The sequence below is a fragment of the bacterium genome, assembly GCA_017744355.1.
GTDB lineage: Bacteria > Cyanobacteriota > Sericytochromatia > S15B-MN24 > UBA4093 > JAGIBK01.
On sequence record JAGIBK010000002.1, the window covers coordinates 59,465 to 83,626 of the forward strand.

Sequence of the window (24,162 nt, forward strand, 5' to 3'; positions counted from 1 at the left end):
ATTCACCAATGCAGCAGCGGATCAGGGTGGCGATCGCAGGCGCCGCCGGCAAGATGGGGCTGGAGACGGTACGCACCGTCGCCCTCCAGGACGACATGGAGCTGGTCGGGGCGGTGGACCCCAACCGCGAAGGCGAGGACATCGGGACGCTCGCGACGGGTGCGCCCCTGCACGTGACGTGCGTGCCCGCGATCGCGGATCTGGCCGAGGCGCGCCCCGACGTGCTGGTGGACTTCACGACCCCCTCGGTGGTCAAGGCCAATGCCCTCCAGGCGCTCGCCATGGGCATCCGGCCCGTCATCGGCACGACCGGCATGAGCACCAACGACCTGCAGGACCTGGATGACGCGGCCCTTTCCCGCGGCCTCGGGCTCATCGTGGCGCCCAACTTCGCCATCGGAGCGATCCTGCTCATGAAGTTCGCCCAGCAGGCTGCGCGCTACTTCGGCAACGCCGAGATCATCGAGCTGCACCACAACCGCAAGGCCGACGCCCCCTCGGGCACGGCCATCAAGACGGCCGAGATGATGCTCGACGTGCGCGACGCCTTCGGCCTGGACGACGCCCCCGAGACCGAGAAGATCAAGGGCGCGCGCGGCGGCGACTTCGGCGGGATCCACATCCACAGCGTGCGCCTGCCCGGCCTGGTGGCGCACCAGGAGGTCATCTTCGGCGGGGTGGGTCAGACGCTCACCATCCGGCACGACTCGCTCTCGCGCGAGAGCTTCATGCCGGGGGTGACGCTTGCGATCCGCAAGGCCCCCGAGCTCAAGGGCTTGGTCTACGGTCTCGAGCACCTTTTGTAACCCATCGGCCCTCGGGTGGGGGCGACTTTCGAGTTCCTCAAGGAGGCAAGGTGAACGGATATTCGGTGGCGATTCTCGGGGCGACGGGCATGGTCGGCCAGGAGATGCTCAGAACCCTGCTCGATCGCGGCTTCCCGGCGCGCAGCATCAAGCTTCTAGCCTCTAGCCGCACGGCGGGCAGCACCGTAACCTGCCGGGGGCGGGACTTCGTCGTCGAGCTGGCGACCCCCGAGGCCTTCGAGGGCGTCGAGCTGGTCCTCGCCTCGGCGGGCGGCTCGGTGAGCCGAGTGCTCGCCCCCGAAGCGGTCAAGCGCGGGGCGGTGGTCGTCGACAACACCTCCGAATTCCGGTTGCACGACGACGTGCCCCTGGTCATCCCCGAGATCAACGGGCATGCCCTCAAGAACCACCACGGCATCATCGCGAACCCCAACTGCTCGACGGCCATCCTCCTGATGGCGCTCGCGCCCTTGCGCGCCCTCGCCAAGATCGAGCGGGTGGTCGTCACCACCTTCCAGTCCGTCTCGGGAGCCGGCAAGGAGGCCGTGGACGAGCTGTACGCCCAGAGCGAGGCCCATCTCGAAGGGGTGGCGCTCGCGCCCCAGGCCCTCAACAAGCCTATCGCCTTCAACCTCATCCCGCACATCGACGTCTTCCAGGACAACGGCTACACCAAGGAAGAGATGAAGTTCACCCACGAGACCCGCAAGATCTTCGAGGCGCCGGACTTCCGCATCTCGGGGACCTGCGTCCGGGTGCCGGTCGCGGTGAGCCACTCGGAGTCGGTGAACGTGGAGTTCGACCGGCCGGTTTCGCCCGACGAGGTACGCGCGGCGCTCGCGGGCGCCGCCGGCGTGCGCGTCTCGGATGAGCCGGCGACCAGCACCTACCCTCAGCCCACCGACGCGGCGGGCATCGACGAGGTGCTGGTAGGCCGGATCCGGGGGGACGTGTCGCACCCAAACGCCGTCAACCTGTGGGTGGTCGGTGACAACCTTCGGCGCGGGGCGGCGCTCAACGCCGTCCTGATCGCCGAGAGCCTGCATACGCAGGGCCTGCTCGGAAACAAGGTTTCTTGCTGAGCACGCCAAGGAGGAGCACGCCATGAACACGACCGAGAGCACCACGCCCGCCATGCAATCCGACCTGGAGTACGCCCGGGGCGAGATTCGTCGCCTGAACGATCTGATCGTCGCTATCCTGAAGGCCCACGACGATCTGGGCTACGGGGTGGTCATCACCGACGGCTCGCAGATCCGCTACGTCAACGAGGCCTTCGCCAAGATGAGCGGCTACTCGTTCGAGGAGCTGCTCGCGCTGCCCTCCTTCTTCGGGATGGTGCCCGAGGTAGAGCGTACCAAGCTCATGCAGCGGATGCAGGAGCGCCTGCGGGGCGAGGCGGTCCGGGACCACTACACCACCGCCCTCACCCACAAGAGCGGCACCTGGATCGACCTGGAGGTGGTCGTCAAGGTCGCGCACCTGGACGCCATCCCCCACGTGATCGCCATCGTCAAAGACATCGCCTGAGGCCTGCCGCCGACCAAGCGCCCCGCGTTCATGCGCGGGGCGCTTGGCTAATGGACGCTTGGGCTGAAACGTGAGAAAATGGCTCCAGGCCCACGATACGGCTGCACAGAAGGAGTCCGTCAGATGAAACAGCTCGGCCGCGTCCTCACTGCGATGGTCACCCCCTTCGACTCGGAGGGCAAGGTCGACGTCGCGATGGCCAAACGCCTCGCGAAGCACCTGATCGAGAACGGCTCTGACGGCCTGGTCGTCGTCGGCACCACCGGCGAGTCCCCCACCCTCACCCACGACGAGAAGCTCGAGATGTACCGGGCTGCCGTCGAGGCGGTCGGCAGCTCGGGCAGCGTGGTGGCGGGCACCGGCTCCAACGATACGGCCGCGACCATCGCCCTGACCCAGGAGGCCGAGGCGATCGGGGTGGATGGCATCCTGCTCATCGCCCCCTACTACAACAAGCCCAACCAGGAGGGCCTCTACCGCCACTTCAAGGCGGTCGCCGAGAGCACCCGCCTGCCCATCATCCTCTACAACCACCCGCCCCGCACCGGCGTTTCCATCGCCCCCGAGACCCTCGCACGCCTCGCCGAGATTCCCAACATCGTGGGCCTCAAGGATTCGTCGGCCTCGCTGGATGCGGCGAGCGACTTCCGCAAGGTCGTCCCCGAGAGCTTCCTGCTGTACTCGGGCAACGACAGCCTCACCCTGCCCTACATGAGCATCGGCGGTTACGGCGTGATCTCGGTGGCGACCCACGTCGCCGGCCGCGAGGTCCACGCCATGGTCGATGCCTGCGTCCAGGGCCAGTGGCAGACGGCGCGGGACCTGCACTTCAAACTCTGGGATCTGTTCAACGGATTGTTCATCGCCCCCTCGCCGGCGCCGGTCAAGGACGCCCTCAAGATGGTCGGGCTCGAGACGGGCGGCGTTCGCTTGCCCCTGATCGAGGTCACCGATGCCGAGCATGCGCGGGTCGAGGAGATCCTCAAGGGGCTCCGCCTGATCAAGGAGCCCGTGGAGGCCTAATTTGACTCACCCTAGCGTCCGCGTTCTGCCGCTCGGCGGGCTCGGCGAGATCGGCAAGAACATGTGGGCCGTCGAGACCGACGACGACCTCATCATCTTGGATTGCGGCTTCGCCTTCCCCAGCGAGGAGATGTACGGCATCGACTACGTCCTGCCCGACTACTCCTACGTGGTGGAGCACCAGGCCAAGCTGCGTGGGATCTACATCTCCCACGGCCATGAGGACCACATCGGCGGCTTGCCTTACTTGCTCAAGCTGCTCGATCCCATCCCCACGGTCTATGCCACGCCCCTGACCGCGAGCATCATCGAGGCCAAGCTCAAGGAGCACCCCTCGCTGCGTGGTAAGGTGCCCCTGCAGGTGGTCAACCCGCGCGATCGCCTGGAAGCGGGCGGTTGCACTGTCGAGTACGTGCGGGTCACCCACTCCATCCCTGACGCCTGCGCGATCGCCGTCCACACCGCGGCCGGCACCTTGATCTACACCGGCGACTTCAAGATGGACCAGACGCCCGTCGACGGGCAGTTCTTCGACTTCGCCCGCTTCGCCCAGATGGGCGAGGAGGGGGTCTTGGTCCTCATGTCGGACTCGACCAACGCCACGCGCGAGGGCTTCACCCCCAGCGAGCGCCTGGTCGAGCTGGGGCTCGATTCCTCCTTCGCGACCGCCAAGAACCGGGTGATCGTGGCGACCTTCGCTTCGAGTGTCCACCGGGTGCAGTCCATCTGCTCACTCGCGCAGAAGTACGGCCGCAAGGTCGCGCTCATCGGCCGCTCGCTCCAGAAGATGGCCGAGCACGCCAAGAAGCACGGGTTCCTCACGGTGCCGGACGGCCTGATCCTGCCCATCGACAAGATCAACGCCTTGCCCCACGAAGAGGTCTGCATCATCACGACCGGCTCGCAGGGCGAGCCCACCAGCGGCCTGACCCGGATCGCCAAGCACGACCACAAGCACATCAGCGTGATCGCGGGCGACACCATCATTCTCTCGGCGATCCCCATCCCGGGCAACGAGCGCGCCGTCAGCCGCATCATCAACACCCTCTTCCAGCGCGGCGCGCGGGTCGTCTACGACACCAACCGCTCCAACGCGCCGGGGGCCCTCAAGCACGTTTCGGGCCACGCCAGCCGCGAAGAGCTGGGCCTGATGCTGGTGCTGACCAAGCCCAAGTACTTCATCCCCATCCACGGCGAGACCCGCCAGCTCACCAAGCACGGCGAGCTGGCAGTGGCGACCGGGGTGCCTCCGGAGCACGTCTTCATCCTCGAGAACGGCGACATCATCGACTTCAACCACGAGCGCGGCAAGGTGGTGGGTCAGTTCAACGCCGAGCCGGTGCTCGTCGACGGCGGCCGGATCACCAGCCTCGGCACCACCGTCATGCGCGATCGCCAGAAGCTCGGCCAAGAGGGTGTCGTCTCGACCGTCGTCACGGTGGACGAGGAAGGCTACCTGGTGGATGGGCCCGAGCTCTTGAGCCAGGGCTTCCTGTTCGCCGACGAGCTGGCTGCCATGGCCGACGAGGCCAAGGAGGCCGTGGTGGGCGCGCTGGATCGCTGCCGTACCGAGGGGGCGCTGGCGTCCGAGGCCTTGCGCTCGGCCATCAGCGAGGATCTCGGCAAGTTCCTCTACGAGCGGGTGCGCCGTCGGCCGGTCATCCTGTCCATGGTGCAGGTGGCGCGAAACGGGCGGTAGCGATTAGAGCTGCGCCAAGCGAGGTAAGTTGATTCTGGAACGGTCCGCGCATGGGGGCTTCACCTTGAATCAACCGCATCTCGACCCTGTCGTCCGACGCCTCGTCTGGCGCTTCGATGCCCCACCCGAGCGCGTCTGGCCGCTGGTTTCCGATACCGACCGAACCAATCGGCTCTTCAAGCTGGCGCCGGTGACGTACGACGTCTCGCCCAACCCGCGGGGCGGCGTCAAGCGCCGCGCCAGCGCCTGGTTTGGCCCCTTGCCCTTTACCTGGGAGGAGCGGCCGTACGAATGGGTCGAGGGCAAGGCCTACAGCGTGCGTCGCGAGTACCAGGGCGGTCCCTTTCGGACCTTCGGCCTTGAAATCTCACTCGAGCCCGACGGCACCGGCACCCGCGTAAGCGTCGTGGCCGCCTACACCCCTCGACATGCCCTGACCAAGCCCCTGGCGCGATCCTTCGCCAATGCTGCCATCAAGTTATTCGAGCAGGCTTACCGCGACTACGCGCAGGTCCTGCGTGGAGAGCGCCCGATCGAGAGCCTCTTGCCCGTCGCGAATCCGACCTCGGTACAGGGGGAGCGGGGCGAGGCGATCGCCCGTGAGCTCGTCGCACTCGGCTTCGATGAGGTGCTGGTCGCGCGCCTGGTCTTCCACGTCCTGAGCGGCCCCGAGGAGGAGCTCGACAAGATGCGCCCCTTCGCGCTCGCCAAAGACTGGCAGGTCGAGCGGCGCGAGATGCTCAAGCTCTTCCTCCACGCGACCCGACTGGGCCTGCTCGAACTCAAGTGGGACCTGCTCTGCCCGGCGTGTCGCGGGCCGCGCGAGCGCGTCGCCACCCTCTCGCAGCTCAGCGCTCAGGCGCACTGCGACGCCTGCAACATCCGCATCGACGCCGACTTCGGTCAATCGGTCGAGTTGAGCTTCCGTCCCAGCCCGAGCCTGCGCAAGGTCGAACGACGCTTCTTCTGCGTCGGGGGGCCGGCCTGGACCCCTCACGTCGTCTTCCAGGCCCTCCTGGAGCCCGGCGCCGCCCGGGAGGTGGCCCTCACCCTGGCACCAGGGACCTACCGCCTGCGCAGCCCCCAGGTGAGCAACCAGCTGACCGTCACCCTGCGTGACGAGGCCCCCGATGCCGGCGCCACCCAGCACGTCCGGATCACGTCGGCGGGCTTCGCCCCCGGGATGCTGGACCAGGACCACGCGGTCCTGCGCCTGTGCCTCGAGACGGACGCGCCGCTTCAAGTGTGCCTCGAGCGTACCGCCTGGGCGGATGACGTGGTCACGGGCGCTTACGTCAGCACCCTCCAGGAGTTCCGCAGCCTGTTCTCGGCTGAGGTCCTCGCCCCGGGGCTGGAGCTCGGAGTGGGCAAGGTCGCCATCATGTTCACCGACCTCAAGAGCTCGACGGCCATGTACGAGCAACTGGGGGATGCGACGGCCTTCTCGCTGGTGCAGACCCACTTCCGGATCCTGGAAGCGGCGATCGCCGCCAACAACGGCTCGGTGGTCAAGACCGTGGGGGACGCCGTCATGGCCTCGTTCCACGACGTGACCGATTGCGTGCGCGCCGCCTTCGAAATCCAGGCGTCGGTCGCCCGCTACAACGCGGGCCACCCCGACAAGCCGGCGCCCATCGTGGTGAAGCTGGGGGCGCACGCGGGGCCGTGCATCGCGGTCAACCTCAACGATCGGCTGGACTTCTTCGGGACGACCGTCAACATGGCCGCCCGTGTCCAGAACGAGGCGGTGGGGGAGGACGTGGTGCTCTCGCAGGCGGTCCTCGCAGATCCTGGCGTGCAGGCCCTGCTCGCGGAGCTTCCCCTGGCCAAGCGCGAGCGCTTCGACGTCACCCTCAGAGGCTTGAGCGCGAGCTACGAGCTGACCCGCCTCGTCCCGAGCGCCCAAGCGGATGCGATGGGCAAGCTTCGGCTCTTCACCGACGCGCTCAGCTAGATCGAGCGTCCCATCCTTCATCCGGGCGTTACCCGGCGATCATCCCCTGTTCGCACCCGGGGCCTATCCTGGCTGATATTCAGACAGGAGGTTGGATTTGGTGCGTCACGTCAATCGCGTCGGGCTCGTCGCCCTCGGGGGACTCTTACTCGTTTCTGGCTGCGGCGGTGTGCCCTTCGGCATGCTCCCCGAGTCGATGACCCCGCCCATCACGACGAATCCCATCGCTCCTGGCGAAGATTGGGCCGGTGGGGGAGGCGCCTACCAGCCAGCCCCCGGCCGGAGCCCGGCGCCGGTCGTGACGCCCAGCCCTGGCCGGACCCCGTCACCGGTTGGGACTCCCGATCCCGTCGCGACGCCGATCCCGCCCGCGAACGACCTGGCAGGCGCGGAGGCGATCGTCTTCCAGCAGACCAACGAGGAGCGCGCCAAGGTCGGCGCCAAGGCCCTCGCCTCGGATCCCCAGCTCAACGCCCTGGCGCGCAGCCGCAGCGAGGACATGGTCAAGCGCAACTACTTCGACCACGTCACGCCCGATGGCAAGAAGGTCTTCGACATGCTCAAGGAGATGGGCTTCGCCTACTCGACGGCCGGTGAGAACATCGCCTACAACAGCTATCCGCTCTCCCAGTCGCCCCAGCGGGCCATGACGGCCTGGATGAACAGCTCGGGCCACAAGGCGAACATTCTCAATACGCGCTTCGGTCGCATCGGGGTAGGGGCTTACAAGCGGTCGTCCGACGGGGCGATCTTCTACACCCAGGTCTTCACGAACTAAGGGGCTGCCGCAGGGGCGGGCCTACAAGACCCAGGTCTTCACGAACTAAGGAGGTGAATCAGGCGCGCGCCTGCTTGAGCTGCTGGTGCTCGACCCAGCTGATGAGCTTGGTGATCTCGACCGGCTTGGTGACCGCGTGGCTCGCGCCGGCTTTGACGAAGGCCTGCAGCTGCGAGGCGTCATGGACCATCGCCACCAGCGGAATCTGGTAGGTCGCTCGCGTGCACTTGAGGCACCGGATGGCGTCGATGGTCGAGAGGTATTCGAGGCCCGAGTCGATCAGGGCCAGGTCCACGGTCCGAGTCAGGCAGGCGGAAACCAGGGAGATGCTGCTGTCGGTGTTCAGAACGCGGTGGCCATGGCGCTCCAGGCTTGCGGTGAGATTGCGCCGCAAGATGGCCGATGGGGAGCAGACCACGATCGTGAGCATCTTTGCGCCTCGGTGGAAAATACGGTAGCCAAGCGATCATATACCCACCCTTAAGGGAGGCTGAACGCTTCGAGGCTGGAGACGAGAGAGGGGCTGTGCGCGACGTAGAGCGCTTTGCCATCCGGCGAGAAGGTGAGGCCGGCGACGTGCTGCGTTTCAGCCGTCGCGAGCTCCCCGACCTCGCGGTCCAGGATCTTGGTCTCGCCGTAGGGATAGATACCGGGGCGGCCGACGGCCACTTGGCGCTTGCCGGGGCGCAGCGCCAGGCTCAGCTGGGTGTTGCCCTTCTCGCCGCCCAGGATGAACCCGGCGGCCGGCTGGGCTTCGAGCGAGTCGTCCGCCGCCGGGAGCAACTCGACCAGCTGGAAGATGTCCGCCACGACATGGGAGATCCCTACCACCCAGCCCGGCCGAGCGGCGATCGCGCAGATGGGGAAGGGAACCTCGAGCACCTCGCCGATCTGGCCCGATGCGCGAAACACGACGAGCGTCCCGACCGCGTCGCCCTCCTGCGTCAGGTTGACCAGGAAGCGATCGCTATCCAGGCGTACGATTTGCTGGGCGGAGCCCCCGAGCTTGTGGCGCTCGATCCGTCGGCCGGTTTCGAGGTCGTAGACGTACAGATCTCCGCTCGGCAAGTAGGCGCGCTTGCCATCCGCCGAGAGGGCGGCGTGGGCGGTGATGCCGAGGTGGGCATCGACCGCGATGGGGCTTCCCACGTCGAAGGGCACCTTGCTGAGGCTGCGCGAGCCGGTGTCGACTGCGAAGAGGCCCAGCGAGACGCCTCGCTGCCAATCGCTGAAGAAGACTGAGCGGCCATCCGCGCTGATGAGCGGCGAATCGATCGCAAAGCGCAAGCCATCGAGGCGCTTCGCCTCGGTGTAGCCCCGCGAGGCGCCGTTCGGCTTCAAGACGGTGACGCCGTAGCGGGTGGTGAAGTAGAGTTCGCCGGTCGTCGGGTGGGCGACGACGCCGCGGGGATCGTCCTGGGGCGTGGGCCTGAAACGCCAGGCGGAGAGCAAGGGCCCCATGGGCGTCGCCGCAGGCTCGGGCGTGTTGTCCGGCTGAACAGAGGCAGAGGCCGTGCCCGACGAGGAGGTCGGCTGCGAGGTGCCGGTGCGCGAGGGCGTGTTGGCGAGCTGAGTGGGGGCGGCGGGGTTGAGCAGGCAGCCAGAAAGCGCTAGCGCCATGAGCAAGACCGGCAGGACGAGTCGGCGAGGCTGCGGCATGGGCTCACCTCCTGTTTACGATTATGCTGCTTGATATGAATAATATTATTTTATTTTTATGTCAACTGGTCTTGCTTGGCGAGATAGCGATCGCCCTTTGCCGTCACCACCAGCGCCTGCGGGCCCAGGCTCGGGCTGCTCTGGCAGGCGATAGGGCAGGAAGTGCAGCTCCCCGACGCGCAGGAGGCGTCCGAGGCATCGAGGGCCTGGGCCTCGACGTAGCCCAGGCGCAAGAGGTGGCCGAGCAGTTGCTCGTAGGTTTCGCGGCTGAGCCCCAGCTTGAGACGCAGGTCCAGGTTCGAGGAGGTCGGGGCGTGACGGATGGCCCCGAGCAGCTCCTTGAGCATGTTAGCCGAGCCCCAGCAGGCGCCCGACCTGGTAGATCAGGGTGCCGAGCACGAAGGCGAGCACCAGGCCGTAGGTCGCCGAGAAGGCGGTCCACTTCACGCTGAGGGTCTCGCGCCAGATGGCGACGATGGTCGAGTAGCAGGGGATGTAGACCAGGCTCACGACCATGAAGCTGTAGGCCACCAAGGGCGTGATGCTCTGGCGCAGCACGCCGCCCAGGCCGTCCTCGCCGACGCCGTAGATGACGGCGAGCGAGGCGAGCGCACCTTCCTTGGCGATGAAGCCGCCTACCAGGCTGACCAGGAGGCGCCAGTCGAAGCCCATGGGCACGCCGATGGGGGCGAGCACGTGGCCGAGGATGCCGGCGAACGACTGCTCGATGGTGCCAAAGGGCACGTGGGTGAAGATCCAGATGACGCCGGTCATCAGGGTGATCTGAGTGGCGGCGCGGCGCAGGAAGCCGCCGGCCGAGCGCCAAGCCTGCCTGAGCACGTTCCGGGCGATGGGGCGGTGGTAGGGGGGCAGCTCCATGATGAAGGGGGAGGGCTCCCCGGGGAACAGGGTCTTCTTGAAGGCCAGGCTGATGATGAGCACCAGGCTCACGCTGATGGCGTAGAGCGAGAGCATGGCGAGCGTCGCCTGCAGGCCCGTGAAGAAGGTCCCCACGAAGAAGACGAACAGGACCAGGCGGGCCTGACAGAGCATCAGGGGGTTGACCAGGATGGTCAGGAGCCGGTCGGCGCGGTTGTCCACGATGCGGGCGGCCATGACCGCGGGCACGTTGCAGCCGAAGCCCATCAGCAGGGGCAGGAAGCTACGGCCGTGCAGGCCGAAGGCGCCCATGAAGCGATCCACCACGAAGGCGGCGCGGGCGAGGTAGCCCGAGTCTTCCAAGAGGGCGAACAGGGTGAAGAAGATGGCGATGACCGGGAAGAAGCCCGCCACGGTCGCAAAGCCCGCCCACAGGCCGTCCACCATGAAGTCGCCCAGGATGCTGGGGGCGCCGAGCTTCTCGAGGGCGCTGCGGATGAGTCCGCCGCCTTGGTCGAGGAGGCCGCCGAACCCGTCGTTGATCGGGGTGGCCAGCGAGAAGGTGATGAAGAACATGAGCCCGAAGACCAGGATCATGATGGGCAGGCCCCACAGGCGGTGGGTGACGACCCGGTCGATCCGGTCGGTCCAGTCCTCGACGTCGGGGCGGCGCGTGACGACCTCGGCCATGATGTCGGCCAAGAGGGCGTACTGGGCGCCGATCACTTCGGCCTCCAGATCTTCGAGGGCGGGGGTGCGCCGCAACTGAGCGGCGCGTGCGACGGCAGGGGCGAGCGAGGGGCGGCTGGCCGCCAGCTCGCCGATGGCGGCGTCGCCTTCGAGCAGCTTGCGGGCGAACCATTCGGGGTCGAAGCCCCCGAGGGCGGTGGCGTCGAGCTTGGAGGCGACGTCGGCGATCGCTTCGGTGACGGCGGTAGGCAGGGGCGCGCGCAGGGGGCGGCCCGGGCGATCGCCATCGAGCATGCGCTGGACGGCCTGGATGGTCTCGTCCCGGCCCGTGCGGCGCTCGGCCACCATGGGCACCACCGGCACGCCGAGGCGGGCCTCCAGGGCCTTGGCGTCGATCACGACGCCCTTGGCTTCGGCGATGTCCATCATGTTGAGGACCACCACCACCTTGTCGGTCAGCTCCAGCAGTTGCAGCGTCAGGTAGAGGTTGCGCTCGAGGTTGGCCGCATCCACCAGGTTGACGACCACGTCGGGGCGTTCGAGGGCGATGAACTCGCGGGCGATGAGCTCTTCGGGCGAGAGGGCGCTCAGGCTGTAGGTGCCGGGCAGGTCGATGAGGCGCAGGGTGCGATCGCCGACCTGGTGGGAGCCCTCCATCCGCGCCACGGTCTTGCCCGACCAGTTGCCCACGTGCTGGTGCATGCCGGTCAGGGCGTTGAAGAGGGTGCTCTTGCCGACGTTGGGGTTGCCCGCGAGGGCGACGGTGGCGGTGGGCTTGGCGACCGAGGTCGGGGTGGAGGTCATGGTCACGATTAGAGCAGCTCCACGGCGATGGCCTCGGCGTCGCGGCGCCGCATGGCCAGGTGGTACCCGCGGACGGCGTACTCGACCGGATCGTTGAGCGGCGCGGTGCGCACGGCCGCGATGTCGGTGCCTGCGACCAGGCCGAGATCGAGCATGCGACGACGGGTGGGGCCGGCGCCTCCGACCGAGACGATGCGCGCGCGTTGACCGGGGGCGAGCTGGCTGAGCTTAGCGACCATGGCGACCTTCCCATCGAGCAAGTTGCAAGTGCAATTGAGAATAATTCTCAACTTACAGCAGCTTAGCCGAGCCAGCCTTCTTTGTCAATCGGCTCAGCCCTCTCGTGGGAAGGGTTTCGGGGCGATTTTAGCGCATCCGTCCGAACAGGTTCGTCAGACGCTCTAGATCCACTTCTTGTGGCGGAAGTAGCTGACCATCAGGGTGGCCAGGAGCACCATCATGCCAAGCACCGCCTCGAAGGCGAACGGCCAGTCGCTGATGGGCAGGTGGACGTTCATCCCATAGATGCCCGACAACAGGGTCAGGGGCAGCATGATGACCGAGATGACGGTCAGCGCGCGGATCACCTCGTTGGTCCGGTGGGTGGTCAGCGAGTTGTAGGTGTCGTTGAGCGACTCGATGATGCCCTTTTGATCCTCGAGCATGTCCCAGAGCCGCGCCAGGGCGTCGCCGATGTCCGAGAAATAGAGCTCGAGCTCTTCGCTGATGAGGCGGCTCTTGACGTACTCAAGCCGCGAGATCACCGGGATGAGCGGCTTGACGATGCGGCGGTAGGCGATGATGTCGCGGCGCAAGAGCGAGATCTTCTCGACGGTCTCGCGGCCCGAGAGCTCGAAGATCTCGTCCTCGATCTCCTGGACGTTGCGCTCGATCTTGTAGGCGATGGGGAAGAAGTTGTCGACCAGCTTGTCCATGACCCGGTACAGCAAATGGCCCGCGCCGAGGCCCATGTCGTCCTGGCGGACCTTCTCGGAGCCCTCGCATGCCTCGAAGAAGCGCTCGAGGGGCCAGATCTTGCTGACGTGGATGGTGATGAGGAAGCCCTCGCCCACGAAGATGTCGATCTCGGCCGGCTGGGTGACCTGCTGCTGTTTATCGAACACCGGGAAGTGCAGGACCATGAACAGGTAGTCGTCGTACTCGTCGAGCTTGGGGCGCTGCAGCCGCGAGACCACGTCCTCGAAGTCGAGCGGGTGGAAGGAGAAGTTCTCCTCCAGCCAGTCGATGTCGTGGCGGGTGGGCTGCGAGATGTCGTACCAGGTGAGGTCCTTGTGAGAGACGATCTTGATGGGCATGGCTCAGGCTCTGGTCGGGGGGGATTCGGCGATGAAGTGGGAGACCACGGGCGGCAAGGGGCCCTGGTGGAAGGCTTGCGCGCGCGCCTCGATGGCGCGATCGCTCACGGTGACCCGCTCGTGCTGGCGCAGGTGCTCAATCCAGGACTCCACGACGAAGGATTCGACCATCCTACCCGGATCCGCCGTGTCTTTGAAGAGGTTCCAGCGAATTGCCCCATCCCGCAGCCGGATTTGGCGCATGGGAGCCATGGCCCGGCCGAAGGCTTCGCTCTCGGCCGGGTCGATCCGGTATTCGACGAAGACGAAGACGGGACCGTGCTCGAAGGGGACGTCCTGGACGAGCACCGGGGTCTCCCAGTGCCGCCCGGGCGCCAGATCGAGCCCCTCGCCGGAGGGGATTTCGAAGCGATAGGTCAGGGCGAGGAAAACGAACAGCCCGATACTCGAAGCCCAGAGGGCGGGCGGCAGTCCCCAGCGCTCGGCGATCGCCCCCCAGGCGGCGCTGCCTACTGCGAGGCTGCCGAAGACCGCCAGCATGTTGACGGCGAGTGCCCGGCCCCGGACCCATGCGGGCACCGTGACCTGGATGGCGGTGTTGCACTGCGCGAGGAAGACGAGCCAGCCAACCCCCGCCCCCAGCAGGCCGGCGCAGACCGCCCAGAAGTTGACGGTCCAGGCCGGGACGCTCATGCCGAGGCCGTAGATCGCCGGCGCCAGAACCAGGGTCAGGTCGCGTGGGATCAGGCGCTGAAGGCGCGGCATCAGGGCCGCGCCGAGGACCGCCCCCGCCCCGAGGCAGCCGAGCAGGATGCCGTAGCCGCTCGGACCGAGGCCCAGCTCGTAGCGGGCGATGAGCGGGAGAAGGGCCCAGAGGGCGCTCGCCATGAGCACAAAGCTGCCGCTGCGCAGTAGTACCGCCTGGAGGGACGGCGCGTACCGGACGTAGCGCAGGCCCGCCGTCATGGCCCCCCAGACCCGCTCGGCGGGCAGCACGCTGGGCTCGGGCTGGCGCTGCCAGCGGAAGAGGACGTACAGCACCCCCAAAAAGGAGGCGGCGTTCAGCAGGAAGGTGAAGCCGGGGCCCGCGAGCGCCACCACCAGCCCCCCCAGGGCGGGCCCTACCGCCCGGGCAAGGTTGAAGCCCGCGCTGTTGAGCGCGACCGCCGGGGCGAGCTGGTCCCGCGGGACCAGCTCCGGGATGATCGCCTGCCAGGCCGGGGCGTTGAGGGCGGAGCCCAGGCCCAGAACGAAGGTGAAGCCCAAGAGCAGCCAGGCGTTCATGTGGCCCGCCACGGTCATCAGCCCGAGGGCGGTGGCGACGAGCAGCATCCAGAGCTGGGTGACCAAGAGCAGCTTGCGCCGGTCGAGCACGTCGGCGAGGGCCCCAGCAGGCAGCGCCAGCAGGAAGATCGGCAGGTTGACCGCGGTCTGGACCAGGGCGGTCATCGAGGGCGAGAGGCTCGTCATGAGCCAGGAGGCGCCCACGCTCTGCATGAGGGTCCCTACGTTCGAGGCGAACGAGGCGATCCACAGCAGGCGGAAGATGGGCTGGCGCAGCGGGCTCCAGAAGGGCTCGGGTGATGCGGACATGGGGACCTCCCTGACGGGCGATCCCCATTAAAGCTCCGAAGCAGCCGAGACGCTACGTCGAAAGGGCTCTTAATTCTTGCGCGAGGCCGCGGGGGTGAAGCTGGAGAGCTCGGCGGTCACCTGGTTGAGCTTGGGCCCCTGGCCCAGGTCGATGGTCAGGCCCTCTACGGCCTTGACCATCCCGATCCCCGCGACGTACCAGTAGTCCAGCCGGTCCACGTGGCCGTTCGGGTAGGTCAGGTAGTGGGTGAGACGCTCGGCCGCGAAGGTGCCGGCGGGCACGGTCACCGACGCGGTGCCCTCGTAGGCGACGGTCTCGGTGACGTTGGTCTTGATCCGGCCGCCCCACTTGGCGCCCGAGGTGAGCGGGAACTTCATGACGGTCAGCGAGCCCAGTTCGGGCTGGCCGTAGCGCGAGAGCACGACCCCCTGCGCCGAGCGGACCGCCAGGGTCGTCGGGGACTGGCGATCGCCGTAGTAGCGCTCCACGACCGCGGTGGTCACGCCCTGTTCGGTCTTGCTCTCGGTGACGATCATGCGCTGCTCCTGGCCGGGGCGCTCCGCGCTGTCCCCGTTGCGCTGGATGGTGCGGTAGCGCCACTCGGTGCCGGCCTCCAGCGGGTAGAGGGCCTGGAAGTCGCTGATCTGCTTGGCCTTGAGGGTGGCGGGGGCCTTGTCCGAAAGGAGCGCTCCAGTGCCCGAGAGGCCGCAGCCGGCGAGCAAGAGGGGCAGGAGGGCGAGCAGTTTCTTCGTCATGACGTCGCTTTCGGTAAAGGCAAGGGATGGCATCGTGTTTATTATAGATTAAATCCCTTTTAACTTGCTATTAATCGGTGCGGATATCCCCCTTGCCTGAATGCCTGAAGAACGCTTAGCTAGAGGGTGGCCCGTCCAGCGGGGACGGGGCGTGAGAGAGGGAAAGGACCTGGATGGAAGCGGCGGCACCAACGAAGGCGAAGGCGGCGGGACTCGGTTTTATCTTCATGACCGTCCTGCTCGACATCATGGGCATCGGGCTGATCATCCCCATCATGCCGCAGCTCGTGGCGAGTTTCCTCGGCGGGGATCTCTCGCAAGCGTCGCGCTACTTCGGGGCGCTGGCAGCTTGCTATACCGCCATGCAGTTCCTGTTCTCGCCCATGCTCGGGGCCCTCTCAGACCGCTACGGTCGCAAGCCGATCCTGCTCGGCTCGCTGCTCCTGACCGCCCTGAGCTACCTGATGCTCGGCCTGGCGCCCACGCTCGGCTGGATCTTCGTCGCTCGCACCCTCTCGGGCCTCGGCGGCGCGAGCCTCACCGTCGCCTCGACCTACATCGCCGACGTGAGCTCGCCTGAGACCCGCGCCCAGAACTACGGCCTGTTGGGGGCGGCCTTCGGCCTCGGCTTCATCATCGGCCCGGCGCTGGGCGGTTTTCTCGGCGGCTTCGACCACCGGATGCCCTTCTACGTGGCGGGGGCTCTCTCGTTTCTGAACCTGCTCTACGGCCTGTTCGTGGTGCCCGAGTCCCACGCCGTCGAGAACCGCCGCCCCTTCACCTGGGCCCAGGCCAACCCGGTTTCCTGGATCGGCCTCTTGCGCCGTCACCCGATCGTCATGGGCCTGGCGGTCTCGATGATCCTGCAGGGCCTGGCTCAGAACGGCCTCCAGAGCAACTGGGTCCTCTTCACCACCTACCGCTTCAACTGGACGCCCACCGAGAACGGGATCTCGCTCGCGGTGGTGGGCCTTTCGGCGGCCCTGGTGCAGGGGGGCCTCATCCGGGTCCTGCTGCCCAAGCTGGGTGAGCGCCGCGCCATCCTCTTCGGCCTGGCGCTCAGCGCGCTCGCCTTCCTCGCTTACGGCCTCGCGACCCAGGGCTGGATGATGTACGCCATCGTCGCAGTGGCGAGCATCGGCGGCATCGCGGGCCCTGCCGTCCAGGGCCTGGTCTCCAAGCAGGTTGGTCCCGATGAGCAGGGGGCCATCCAGGGCGCGCTGACGAGCCTCATGAGCCTCACGGGCATCGTGGGGCCCATCGTCGCCAACCAGCTCTTCGCCGAGTTCACCGGGCCGTCCGCGCCGGTGAAGCTGCCGGGCATCGCTTTCTACCTGGGGGCCGTCCTGATCGCCCTGGCCTTGTTCAACATGGCGCGCCTCTTCAAGCGTTTGCCGGCCCAGGCCCCCGAGCAGGCACCGGTCTCGGTGTAGCGTGGCGGGGGTCGTCTACGCCCCGTTGAAGGCGGCGGAGGCCTGGGCCTTTTCGGCCCTCACTTTCCCGGTCTTGCGGTCCCTCTTGCTGCCTCTTTCACCCGAGGCCGTCGCGATCGCCGCCTGGGTCGACGGGGAGCCGGCGGGTCTCGCCTTGGCCGTCCATGATCGGGAGAGCGATCGCGCCGAGCTGTGCTCGCTCTTCGTTCGACAGGCCTATCGCGGGCGCGGCCTGGCCGGAGGCTTGCTCGATCGCCTCGATGATGCCCTGCAGGCGGCCGGCGTGCGGGAGCTGGTCGCCGTCTACATGACGGGCAAGCCCTCGATTCCTGTCCTCGAACACCTGCTCGCGCAGCGCGGTTGGGAGGCCCCCGAGCGACGGATGCTGGTGCTCAGGGCCAGCTACGACACCATGGCGCGGGCGCCGTGGGTCGCGAAGGCAGGCCTGGACGACAGCTTCTCGATCTGCGCCTGGGGCGAGGTTACGCCTGACGAGCGCGAGGCCTTGCGGCGTAGCCAGGCTGAGACTTCCTGGATCGCGCCGGATCTCATCCCCTTCGACTTCGAAGAGGGCTGCCATGCCCCGACCAGCGTGGCCCTGCGCCGGGAGGGCGAGGTGGTCGGCTGGCTCATCACCCACCTGATCGGCGGCGTGCTGCGCTACACCTGTAGCTACGTCCACCCGACCCTCCAGCGCCGGGGGCGCATCCTGCCCCTCTACGCCGAGGTGATGCGCCGGGCCCACGAGATGGGCATCGATCAGGGGATGTGGACCGTGCCCGTGCACCATCCGGCCATGGCTGCTTTCGCCGAGCGCTGGATGGCACCTTACGCCGATGCCTGCGACGAGACGCGCGGCACCCGGAAGGGATTGTGACCTACTTGAAGCTCTAGGTCTTGTCTGTCATAGTCATGGCTGCTTGTTTGTCTGCATCCTGCTCAAAAGGAGTCCTCGTGAAGAAAGTCCTCTTCATCCTCGGCGAACTCAGCGACTCGGACGTGGACTGGCTCGTAGAGGCAGGTAACCGGGAGGCCGTTGCGCCGGGGCGGGTCCTCATCCGCGAGGCGAGCGCCATCGACCATGTGTACGTGATCCTCGAAGGCCGCTTTGCGGTCTCGGTCGCGGCCCTGCAGGGCAAGGAAGTCGCACAGCTCGGTTGCGGCGAGATCGTGGGCGAGATGTCGCTGGTGGACCAGCGTCCGCCGAGCGCCACGGTGACGGCCCTGGAATCCGGCCTGGTGCTCTCGGTGCCCCGCCGCGAGATCGAGCGCAAGCTCGCCCAGGACATGGCCTTCTCTGCACGCTTCTACCGGGCGCTGACGGTCTTTCTCTCGGATCGCCTGCGCAGCACCGTCAGCCGGCTCGGCTATGGCCAGAGTGGCCCCATGGACCAGGAGACCGAGTACGAGGACGAGCTCGACATGGGCGTGCTGGATAAGGCGGCGCTTGCGGGCGCGCGCTTCGACTGGCTCCTCAAGCGGATGAAGGGGGCCTGATGTCGTCGCCCCAGGATCGCCTGTTTCGCAAAGAGGCCCTGGAGCGCCTCTCGTCGCCCGAGCGGCTGGATCTCCTGATGCAGGTCGTCAGCCCCAAGGGCTGGGTCGCCCTCGCCTGCCTGGGTGGCGGGATCGTTCTGTTGGTCCTGTGGAGCATCCTCGGGCGTTTGCCGGTGACGGTCAACGCCAAGGGCGTGATCGTCCGTCCTCACGAGGTCGTGTCGTTGCAGTCTACCGGCGGCGGTCGGATTCGCGAGCTGAGGGTGAAGCCCGGGGACACGGTGAAGGCGGGCGACGTGCTCGCCGTCGTCGAGCAGCCGGAGCTCGTCGAGCAGCTCAATCAGCAGCGCGCCCGGCTCGCCGAGCTGGAGCGTCAGCAGGCGGCCATCGCAAATCTTCAGGCGAGCTTCGCCGACCAGACCCTGCGCACCATCGCCCAGCAGCGCGAGAACGTGCTGCAGCTGATCCGCGAGGCCCAGTCGCTGGACCCGGTGCTTTCGCAGCGCCTTGCCGAGAACCGTCGCCTCAACCAGTTGCACGCGGTGCCCGTGGATGCGGCCCTCGCCGCCGAGCAGGCTTTTCTCCAGAACCGCAACCGCATCGCCGAGCTCGAAGCCCAGCTCAAGGAGCTGGAGGGCAAGAAGACCTCGGTCGCCCAGCAGCGCCTCGAGGCCGAGGTACAGCGCGATCACCAGCTGCGCGAGATGCGCGCGAGCGGCGCGGTCCTCGAGGTCCAGCTCGCCCAGCAGGGCCGGGTCATCAGCCAGCGCGCGGGCCGGATCCTCGAAGTGGCGGTCGCCGTGGGTGATGTGATCGGCCCGGGTATGCGGATTGCGAGCCTCGCGCGCAGCGAGGCGGAGGCCAGCCTGATGGGGGTGACCTACTTCCCCGTCAGCGACGGCAAGAAGGTGCGGCCCGGCATGCGCCTCCAGCTGACGCCCGACACGGTCAAGCGCGAGCGCTTCGGCGGGATCATGGGCCGGGTCGTCTCGGTCTCGTCCTTCCCTGTTACCGAGCAGGGGCTGGTCAACACCCTCGGCAACGCCGAGCTCGCCCGCGCCTTCGCAGGGGCCGGCCCCTTGATCGAGGTGGTCTCCGAGCTGGAGCGGGATCCGGCCAACCAGAGCGGCTTCAAGTGGTCCTCGTCGCACGGTCCGGCGCTCGCCGTTACCACCGGCACCACGGGAGCGGCCCGCGTGACGGTCGAAGAGGTGCCGCCCATCGTTTTGGCCTTCGCGATCCTGAGGTCGAGCAGTGGCCTCTATTAAGTCCTGGCTCCAATCCAAGCGCCAGGTGCGCCGGGTCAAAACCCCCACCGTGATCCAGCTGGAGGCGGTGGAGTGCGGAGCGGCTGCCCTCGCCATGATCCTCGCCTACCACGGCCGGATCGTGCCGCTCAGCGAGCTGCGCAGCGCCTGCGGCGTCTCGCGCGACGGCAGCAAGGCGAGCAACATCCTCAAGGCGGCGCGGGACTACGGGCTCAAGGCCAAGGGCTTCAAGAAGACCATGGAAACGGTGAAGCAGCTGCCGTTCCCCTATATCGTCTTCTGGAACTTCAATCACTACCTGGTCGTGGAGGGGATGGACGACAAGCGCGTCTACCTGAACGACCCGGCGAGCGGTCGCCGCACCGTGACCCTTCCCGAGTTTGACGAGGCCTTCACCGGGGTCGTGCTCGTCCTCGAGCCCGGCGACGACTTCGCAAAGGGCGGCCGGAAGCCGAGCGCCATCCAGGCCCTGCGCAGCCGCCTCACGGGTTCGTACCGGGACCTCGCGTACTGTGTGCTCGCGGGCCTCTTCCTGGTGGTGCCGGGCATCGCCTTGCCAGTCGCCTCGCAGCTCTTCGTGGACCAGATTTTGGTCCAGGGGATGCACGACTGGCTGCGCCCCCTGCTCATCGGCATCGGGGTGATCGCCCTGCTCAAGGCGGGCCTCACGCAGCTGCGCATCTTCTACCTGCGCCGCCTCAAGCTGAAGCTCTCGGTCGTTCACTCCAGCCGCTTCTTGCAGCATTTGCTGCACCTGCCCATGGACTTCTACTCCCAGCGCTACGCGGGCGAGGTCGCGGGCCGCATCGGCATGAACGACGAGGTGGCAGGCGTCCTCTCGGGCCGGCTTGCGAGCTCGGTGATCGACACGGTCATGATCGTGTTCTACGGGGCGCTCATGTTCCACTACGACCCGGTCCTGACGGGGCTGGTGGTGGCCTCCGGCGGGGCCAACCTCGCCCTGCTCCAGTGGATGGGGGCCCGCCGCGTCGAAGCCAACCAGCGGGTGGCTCAGGAGTACGGCAAGAAGATGGGGGTCGCCATGGCCGGCCTCCAGTCCATCGAGACCCTCAAGGCCTCGGCGGCCGAGGCGGACTTCTTCACCCGCTGGGCGGGCTACGACGCCAAGGTGCTTGAGGCGACCCAGCAGACCGCTTCCCAGAACATGGTGCTCAGCCTGGTGCCTACCCTGCTCTCCACCCTGACCACCGCCGCCCTGCTCATCGTCGGCGGCTTGCGGGTCATGGAGGGTCACCTCAGCATCGGCATGCTGGTGGCCTTCCAGGGGATGGTCGGCAGCTTCCTCGGTCCCATCAACAGCCTGGTCGGGCTGGGCAGCGCCATCCAGGACCTGGTCAGCGACCTGAACCGCTTGGACGACGTGCTGGACCATCAGGCCGCCGTGCCCGTGGGCGAGAAGCCCCTGCCCGGTTCGGATGCCTTTCGCCTGGTGGGTGGGCTGGACATCACCGGCCTGACGTTCGGTTACAGCCGGGTGGCGGATCCCTTGATCGCGGATTTCGCGCTCTCGCTCAAGCCGGGCCAGCGGGTCGCCCTGGTCGGTGGCTCGGGCTCGGGCAAGTCCACCGTTGCCAAGCTGGTGAGCGGCCTGTACATCCCCTGGGAGGGCGAGATCCGCTTCGACGGAGTGCGGCGCGAGGACTGGACGCCTTCGGTCCTCACCCAGTCCGTCGCCACGGTGGACCAGGAGATTTCTTTGTTCGCCGGCTCGGTCCGCGACAACCTCACCCTGTGGGACCCCACGGTGCCCGAAGAGCGCCTGCGCCAGGCCTGTGAGGATGCGGCCATCCACGACGTGATCCTGGCGCTGCCCAGCGGGTACGACGCGACCCTCCTGGAGGGCGGGGTCAACCTTTCGGGCGGCCAGCGCCAGCGCCTCGAGATCGCCCGCGCCCTGGTCAACGACCCGGCCATCCTGGTGATGGACGAGGCCACCAGCGCCCTGGATGCCGAGACCGAGCGCCTCATCGATGCGAACCTGCGCCGCCGCGGCTGCACCTGCCTGATCGTCGCTCACCGCCTGAGCACGGTGCGCGACTGCGACGAGATCGTGGTCATGGAGTACGGCCGGATCGTCGAGCGCGGCACCCACGAGGCCCTCATCGCCAAGCAGGGCGCTTATGCGCGCCTGGTGAAGAGCGATGAGACCACCCGCGAGGAGGCCCTGTCATGAGCGACGAGCACGTCGTGGAGACCGAACAGCGGGTGGTACCCGCTGCTCAGGCTGAGCAGGATCAGCAGACGGCTTACGCGCGCTTCGTGCGCCGCCAGCGTCACGACCAGGAGGTCATGGAGAAGGCGATCGCCCAGCTCGCCTCGGTGCTCGATGCGCGCCCCGGAGAGGTCCCGGTGGACGGCACCCCCCTCTACCGTGCTGCTTTCGCGGTCGGCGCCGCCCTCGGGATCGCCGTCAAGCCGCCTGCGCGCTGGGAGGACCTCGGCCGCCTCAAGGACCCGATCGAGGCGATCGCGCGGGCCTCTCGCTTCCGCACCCGGCGCGTCCTCTTGCGCGGGGACTGGTGGAACCGGGACAACGGGCCGTTGCTCGCCTGGAGCGCCGATGGCGAGCGGCCGCTCGCGCTCTTGCCGCGGACGGCGGGGGGCTACGACTGCTTCGACCCGGCCGCCGACGAACGATATTCCGTCACGGCCGAGGTGGTGAGCGGCTTCGGGGCGCATGCCACCATGTTCTACCGGCCGCTGCCCGACACCGCCGTCAAGGCCTTCGACCTCTTGCGCCTGGGGATGCTCGCCTCGCGGCGCGACATGCCGGTGGTCATCCTCATGGCGGGGATCGTGGCGCTCTTGGGGCTCGTCACGCCCCAGGCGACGGCCTTCTTGATCGATCACGTCATCCCCGACGCCCAGCGCAGCCTCATCACCCAGGTGGGCCTCGCCCTCGGGGCGCTGGCCTTGACCCAGGCTTTGTTTCAGCTGGTCCAGAACGTCGCCCTCTTGCGGGCCGAGACCCTCGCCGAGTCGGCCACCGAGGCCGCGGTTTGGGATCGGCTGCTCAAGCTCAAGCTCACCTTCTTTAGGCAGTACGCGGCCGGCGAGCTCGCCTCGCGCATGTCGGCCATCGACCAGATCCGTCAGCTGCTCACCGGATCCACCGTCCAGGCGCTGCTCGCGGGCGTCTTCTCGCTGGCGAGCCTGGTCCAGCTCTTCGGCTTCAACCAGAAGATGGCCCTGGTGGCCCTCGGGGTGGCGGTGGTCTCGGTCGCCGTCACCACCCTCTCGGGGGCGCTGGTGCTGCGGGCGACCCGGGCGATCATGCAGGAGGGCGGCAAGATCCTCGGCCTGGTGGTGGGCCTGATCGGAGGGGTCGCCAAGATCCGCACCGCCGGGGCCGAGTCCCGGGCCTTCGCGCAGTGGGCCAAGACCTACAGCGGCTTGACCGGGCTGAACTTCCGGGCGCAACGCCTCCAGGATCGCCTCAGCCTCTTCGATGAGCTGCTGCCGATCGCAAGCACCCTCATCTTGTTCAACGGCTTCGGTCTCATGGCCAAGGCGGCCGCCGCGGACCCCGGCCAGGGGGCCGTCACGGCGGGTACCTTCATCGCCTTCAACGCGGCCTTCGGCTCCTTCGTCGCGGGCCTGACGGGCATCGGCAGCTCGGTCACCTCCTTGATGCAGGTCGTCTCCCTGTGGGAGCGCGCCAAGCCGATCCTGGAGGCCCTTCCCGAGGTGGGTCCCGACAAGGTGGACCCGGGCCGCCTCTCGGGCCGGATCGCCTTCGAGCACGTCAGCTTCCGCTACACCCCCGAGGCCCCTCACGTGCTGCGCGACGTGAGCCTCGCGCTCAATCCGGGCGAGTTCGTCGCCCTGGTGGGCCCTTCGGGCAGCGGCAAGTCGTCCCTCTTCCGCCTCTTGCTTGGCTTCGAAGAGTACGAGTCGGGCAAGATCGCCCTCGACGGCCAGGACCTCCGGGGCCTCGACCTGCCGGCGGTGCGTCGGCAGATGGGGGTGGTGCTCCAGCACGGCCGCCTGATGGCCGCCTCGATCTTCGAGAACATCGCCAACGGCGCGCTCATCACCCAGGACGAGGCATGGGAGGCCGCGCGCAACGCGGGCTTCGCCGACGACGTGACGGCCATGCCCATGGGCATGCACACCGTGGTCAGTGAAGGGGGCGGCAACCTCTCGGGGGGCCAGCGCCAGCGTCTCTTGATCGCCCGCGCCCTCGCTCTCAAGCCGCGCATCCTGCTCTTCGACGAGGCCACCAGCGCCCTGGACAGCCGGACCCAGGCCATCGTCAGCGAAAGCCTGGAGCGCATGAACGTGACGCGGCTCGTCATTGCCCACCGTCTCAGCACCATCCGCCAGGCCGATCGCATCTACGTGCTGGAGGGCGGCCAGGTGGTGCAGGAAGGCACCTTCGAGGCGCTCATGGCCGAGGAGGGGATGTTCTCGCGCCTCATGACGAGGCAAACCACCTGATGGAAAGGATCCGCGC

The 24,162-nt window shown here is 67.6% G+C and carries 21 protein-coding genes; 13 read left to right on the top strand and 8 right to left on the bottom strand.

Features of this window, described 5'->3' with window-relative positions:
* The first annotated feature begins 8 nt into the window (after window positions 1-8).
* The 7 genes from J7643_05845 to J7643_05875 all read left to right on the top strand — a co-directional run bounded on the left by J7643_05845 (window position 9) and on the right by J7643_05875 (window position 7,790).
* Window positions 9-806: a 4-hydroxy-tetrahydrodipicolinate reductase gene (locus J7643_05845; protein MBO9540098.1), complete on the top strand. Its 798-nt coding sequence runs from the start codon at window positions 9-11 to the stop codon at window positions 804-806.
* 50 nt (window positions 807-856) lie between these two features.
* A complete protein-coding gene (locus J7643_05850; GenBank protein MBO9540099.1) occupies window positions 857-1,888 on the top strand; it encodes an aspartate-semialdehyde dehydrogenase in 1,032 nt (343 codons plus the stop codon).
* A 22-nt stretch (window positions 1,889-1,910) separates the two neighbouring features.
* The gene (locus tag J7643_05855) at window positions 1,911-2,336 is read left to right on the top strand and encodes a PAS domain S-box protein (protein ID MBO9540100.1); all 426 of its coding nucleotides are present in this window, start codon (window positions 1,911-1,913) and stop codon (window positions 2,334-2,336) included.
* 123 nt (window positions 2,337-2,459) lie between these two features.
* Window positions 2,460-3,359, top strand: a complete 900-nt coding sequence (dapA, locus tag J7643_05860; GenBank protein MBO9540101.1) for a 4-hydroxy-tetrahydrodipicolinate synthase — start codon at window positions 2,460-2,462, stop codon at window positions 3,357-3,359.
* Between the two features lie 61 nt (window positions 3,360-3,420).
* The gene (locus J7643_05865; protein ID MBO9540102.1) at window positions 3,421-5,058 is read left to right on the top strand and encodes a ribonuclease J; all 1,638 of its coding nucleotides are present in this window, start codon (window positions 3,421-3,423) and stop codon (window positions 5,056-5,058) included.
* Between the two features lie 64 nt (window positions 5,059-5,122).
* A complete protein-coding gene (locus tag J7643_05870; GenBank protein MBO9540103.1) occupies window positions 5,123-7,012 on the top strand; it encodes an SRPBCC family protein in 1,890 nt (629 codons plus the stop codon).
* Window positions 7,013-7,112: 100 nt separating this feature from the next.
* A complete protein-coding gene (locus J7643_05875; protein ID MBO9540104.1) occupies window positions 7,113-7,790 on the top strand; it encodes a hypothetical protein in 678 nt (225 codons plus the stop codon).
* 58 nt (window positions 7,791-7,848) lie between these two features.
* Here J7643_05875 and J7643_05880 read toward each other — a convergent pair whose 3' ends face one another.
* The 8 genes from J7643_05880 to J7643_05915 form a co-directional block, all read right to left on the bottom strand.
* Complete coding sequence (locus J7643_05880) at window positions 7,849-8,220, bottom strand: response regulator (protein ID MBO9540105.1); 372 nt, start codon at window positions 8,218-8,220, stop codon at window positions 7,849-7,851.
* Between the two features lie 50 nt (window positions 8,221-8,270).
* Complete coding sequence (locus J7643_05885) at window positions 8,271-9,449, bottom strand: hypothetical protein (GenBank protein MBO9540106.1); 1,179 nt, start codon at window positions 9,447-9,449, stop codon at window positions 8,271-8,273.
* A gap of 56 nt (window positions 9,450-9,505) precedes the next feature.
* Entirely contained in the window at window positions 9,506-9,796 is a 291-nt protein-coding gene (locus J7643_05890; GenBank protein ID MBO9540107.1) for a hypothetical protein, read from the bottom strand.
* A gap of 1 nt (window position 9,797) precedes the next feature.
* Window positions 9,798-11,828 carry a ferrous iron transport protein B gene (feoB, locus tag J7643_05895; protein ID MBO9540108.1) on the bottom strand — a complete coding sequence of 677 codons (2,031 nt, stop codon included), beginning with the start codon at window positions 11,826-11,828 and terminating at the stop codon, window positions 9,798-9,800.
* 2 nt (window positions 11,829-11,830) lie between these two features.
* Window positions 11,831-12,061, bottom strand: coding sequence for a ferrous iron transport protein A (locus J7643_05900; protein MBO9540109.1), 231 nt, complete (start codon window positions 12,059-12,061; stop codon window positions 11,831-11,833).
* A 162-nt stretch (window positions 12,062-12,223) separates the two neighbouring features.
* Window positions 12,224-13,138 carry a magnesium/cobalt transporter CorA gene (gene corA / locus J7643_05905; protein ID MBO9540110.1) on the bottom strand — a complete coding sequence of 305 codons (915 nt, stop codon included), beginning with the start codon at window positions 13,136-13,138 and terminating at the stop codon, window positions 12,224-12,226.
* 3 nt (window positions 13,139-13,141) lie between these two features.
* Window positions 13,142-14,731, bottom strand: a complete 1,590-nt coding sequence (locus tag J7643_05910) for an MFS transporter (GenBank protein ID MBO9540111.1) — start codon at window positions 14,729-14,731, stop codon at window positions 13,142-13,144.
* A gap of 69 nt (window positions 14,732-14,800) precedes the next feature.
* Window positions 14,801-15,487 (bottom strand): hypothetical protein, encoded by a 687-nt coding sequence (locus tag J7643_05915; protein MBO9540112.1) that lies wholly within the window; start codon window positions 15,485-15,487, stop codon window positions 14,801-14,803.
* Between the two features lie 173 nt (window positions 15,488-15,660).
* On the opposite strand from J7643_05915, the gene J7643_05920 reads away from it, so the two are divergent.
* The 6 genes from J7643_05920 to J7643_05945 all read left to right on the top strand — a co-directional run bounded on the left by J7643_05920 (window position 15,661) and on the right by J7643_05945 (window position 24,146).
* Window positions 15,661-16,920 carry a TCR/Tet family MFS transporter gene (locus J7643_05920; GenBank protein MBO9540113.1) on the top strand — a complete coding sequence of 420 codons (1,260 nt, stop codon included), beginning with the start codon at window positions 15,661-15,663 and terminating at the stop codon, window positions 16,918-16,920.
* Window position 16,921: 1 nt separating this feature from the next.
* A complete protein-coding gene (locus tag J7643_05925) occupies window positions 16,922-17,797 on the top strand; it encodes a GNAT family N-acetyltransferase (protein MBO9540114.1) in 876 nt (291 codons plus the stop codon).
* Window positions 17,798-17,874: 77 nt separating this feature from the next.
* Window positions 17,875-18,417: a cyclic nucleotide-binding domain-containing protein gene (locus J7643_05930; GenBank protein ID MBO9540115.1), complete on the top strand. Its 543-nt coding sequence runs from the start codon at window positions 17,875-17,877 to the stop codon at window positions 18,415-18,417.
* On the top strand, window positions 18,417-19,685 hold the full coding sequence (locus J7643_05935) for an NHLP bacteriocin system secretion protein (GenBank protein MBO9540116.1): 1,269 nt from the start codon (window positions 18,417-18,419) through the stop codon (window positions 19,683-19,685). Before J7643_05930 ends, J7643_05935 begins: the two co-directional genes overlap by 1 nt.
* Complete coding sequence (locus J7643_05940) at window positions 19,672-21,879, top strand: NHLP family bacteriocin export ABC transporter peptidase/permease/ATPase subunit (protein MBO9540117.1); 2,208 nt, start codon at window positions 19,672-19,674, stop codon at window positions 21,877-21,879. Before J7643_05935 ends, J7643_05940 begins: the two co-directional genes overlap by 14 nt.
* On the top strand, window positions 21,876-24,146 hold the full coding sequence (locus J7643_05945; protein ID MBO9540118.1) for an NHLP bacteriocin export ABC transporter permease/ATPase subunit: 2,271 nt from the start codon (window positions 21,876-21,878) through the stop codon (window positions 24,144-24,146). The genes J7643_05940 and J7643_05945 overlap by 4 nt, the downstream gene beginning before the upstream one ends.
* The last annotated feature ends 16 nt before the right edge of the window (window positions 24,147-24,162 follow it).

Bases quoted from the DNA above. Each gene is read 5' to 3' on its own strand.
- J7643_05845 (MBO9540098.1), top strand. From the start codon at position 9: ATGCAGCAGCGGATCAGGGTGGCGATCGCAGGCGCCGCCGGCAAGATG.
- J7643_05890 (MBO9540107.1), bottom strand. From the start codon at position 9,796: ATGCTCAAGGAGCTGCTCGGGGCCATCCGTCACGCCCCGACCTCCTCG.
- J7643_05855 (MBO9540100.1), top strand. From the start codon at position 1,911: ATGAACACGACCGAGAGCACCACGCCCGCCATGCAATCCGACCTGGAG.
- J7643_05865 (MBO9540102.1), top strand. From the start codon at position 3,421: ATGTGGGCCGTCGAGACCGACGACGACCTCATCATCTTGGATTGCGGC.
- J7643_05945 (MBO9540118.1), top strand. From the start codon at position 21,876: ATGAGCGACGAGCACGTCGTGGAGACCGAACAGCGGGTGGTACCCGCT.
- J7643_05900 (MBO9540109.1), bottom strand. From the start codon at position 12,061: ATGGTCGCTAAGCTCAGCCAGCTCGCCCCCGGTCAACGCGCGCGCATC.
- J7643_05885 (MBO9540106.1), bottom strand. From the start codon at position 9,449: ATGCCGCAGCCTCGCCGACTCGTCCTGCCGGTCTTGCTCATGGCGCTA.
- J7643_05880 (MBO9540105.1), bottom strand. From the start codon at position 8,220: ATGCTCACGATCGTGGTCTGCTCCCCATCGGCCATCTTGCGGCGCAAT.
- J7643_05935 (MBO9540116.1), top strand. From the start codon at position 18,417: ATGTCGTCGCCCCAGGATCGCCTGTTTCGCAAAGAGGCCCTGGAGCGC.
- dapA (MBO9540101.1), top strand. From the start codon at position 2,460: ATGAAACAGCTCGGCCGCGTCCTCACTGCGATGGTCACCCCCTTCGAC.
- corA (MBO9540110.1), bottom strand. From the start codon at position 13,138: ATGCCCATCAAGATCGTCTCTCACAAGGACCTCACCTGGTACGACATC.
- J7643_05915 (MBO9540112.1), bottom strand. From the start codon at position 15,487: ATGACGAAGAAACTGCTCGCCCTCCTGCCCCTCTTGCTCGCCGGCTGC.
- J7643_05910 (MBO9540111.1), bottom strand. From the start codon at position 14,731: ATGTCCGCATCACCCGAGCCCTTCTGGAGCCCGCTGCGCCAGCCCATC.
- J7643_05920 (MBO9540113.1), top strand. From the start codon at position 15,661: ATGGAAGCGGCGGCACCAACGAAGGCGAAGGCGGCGGGACTCGGTTTT.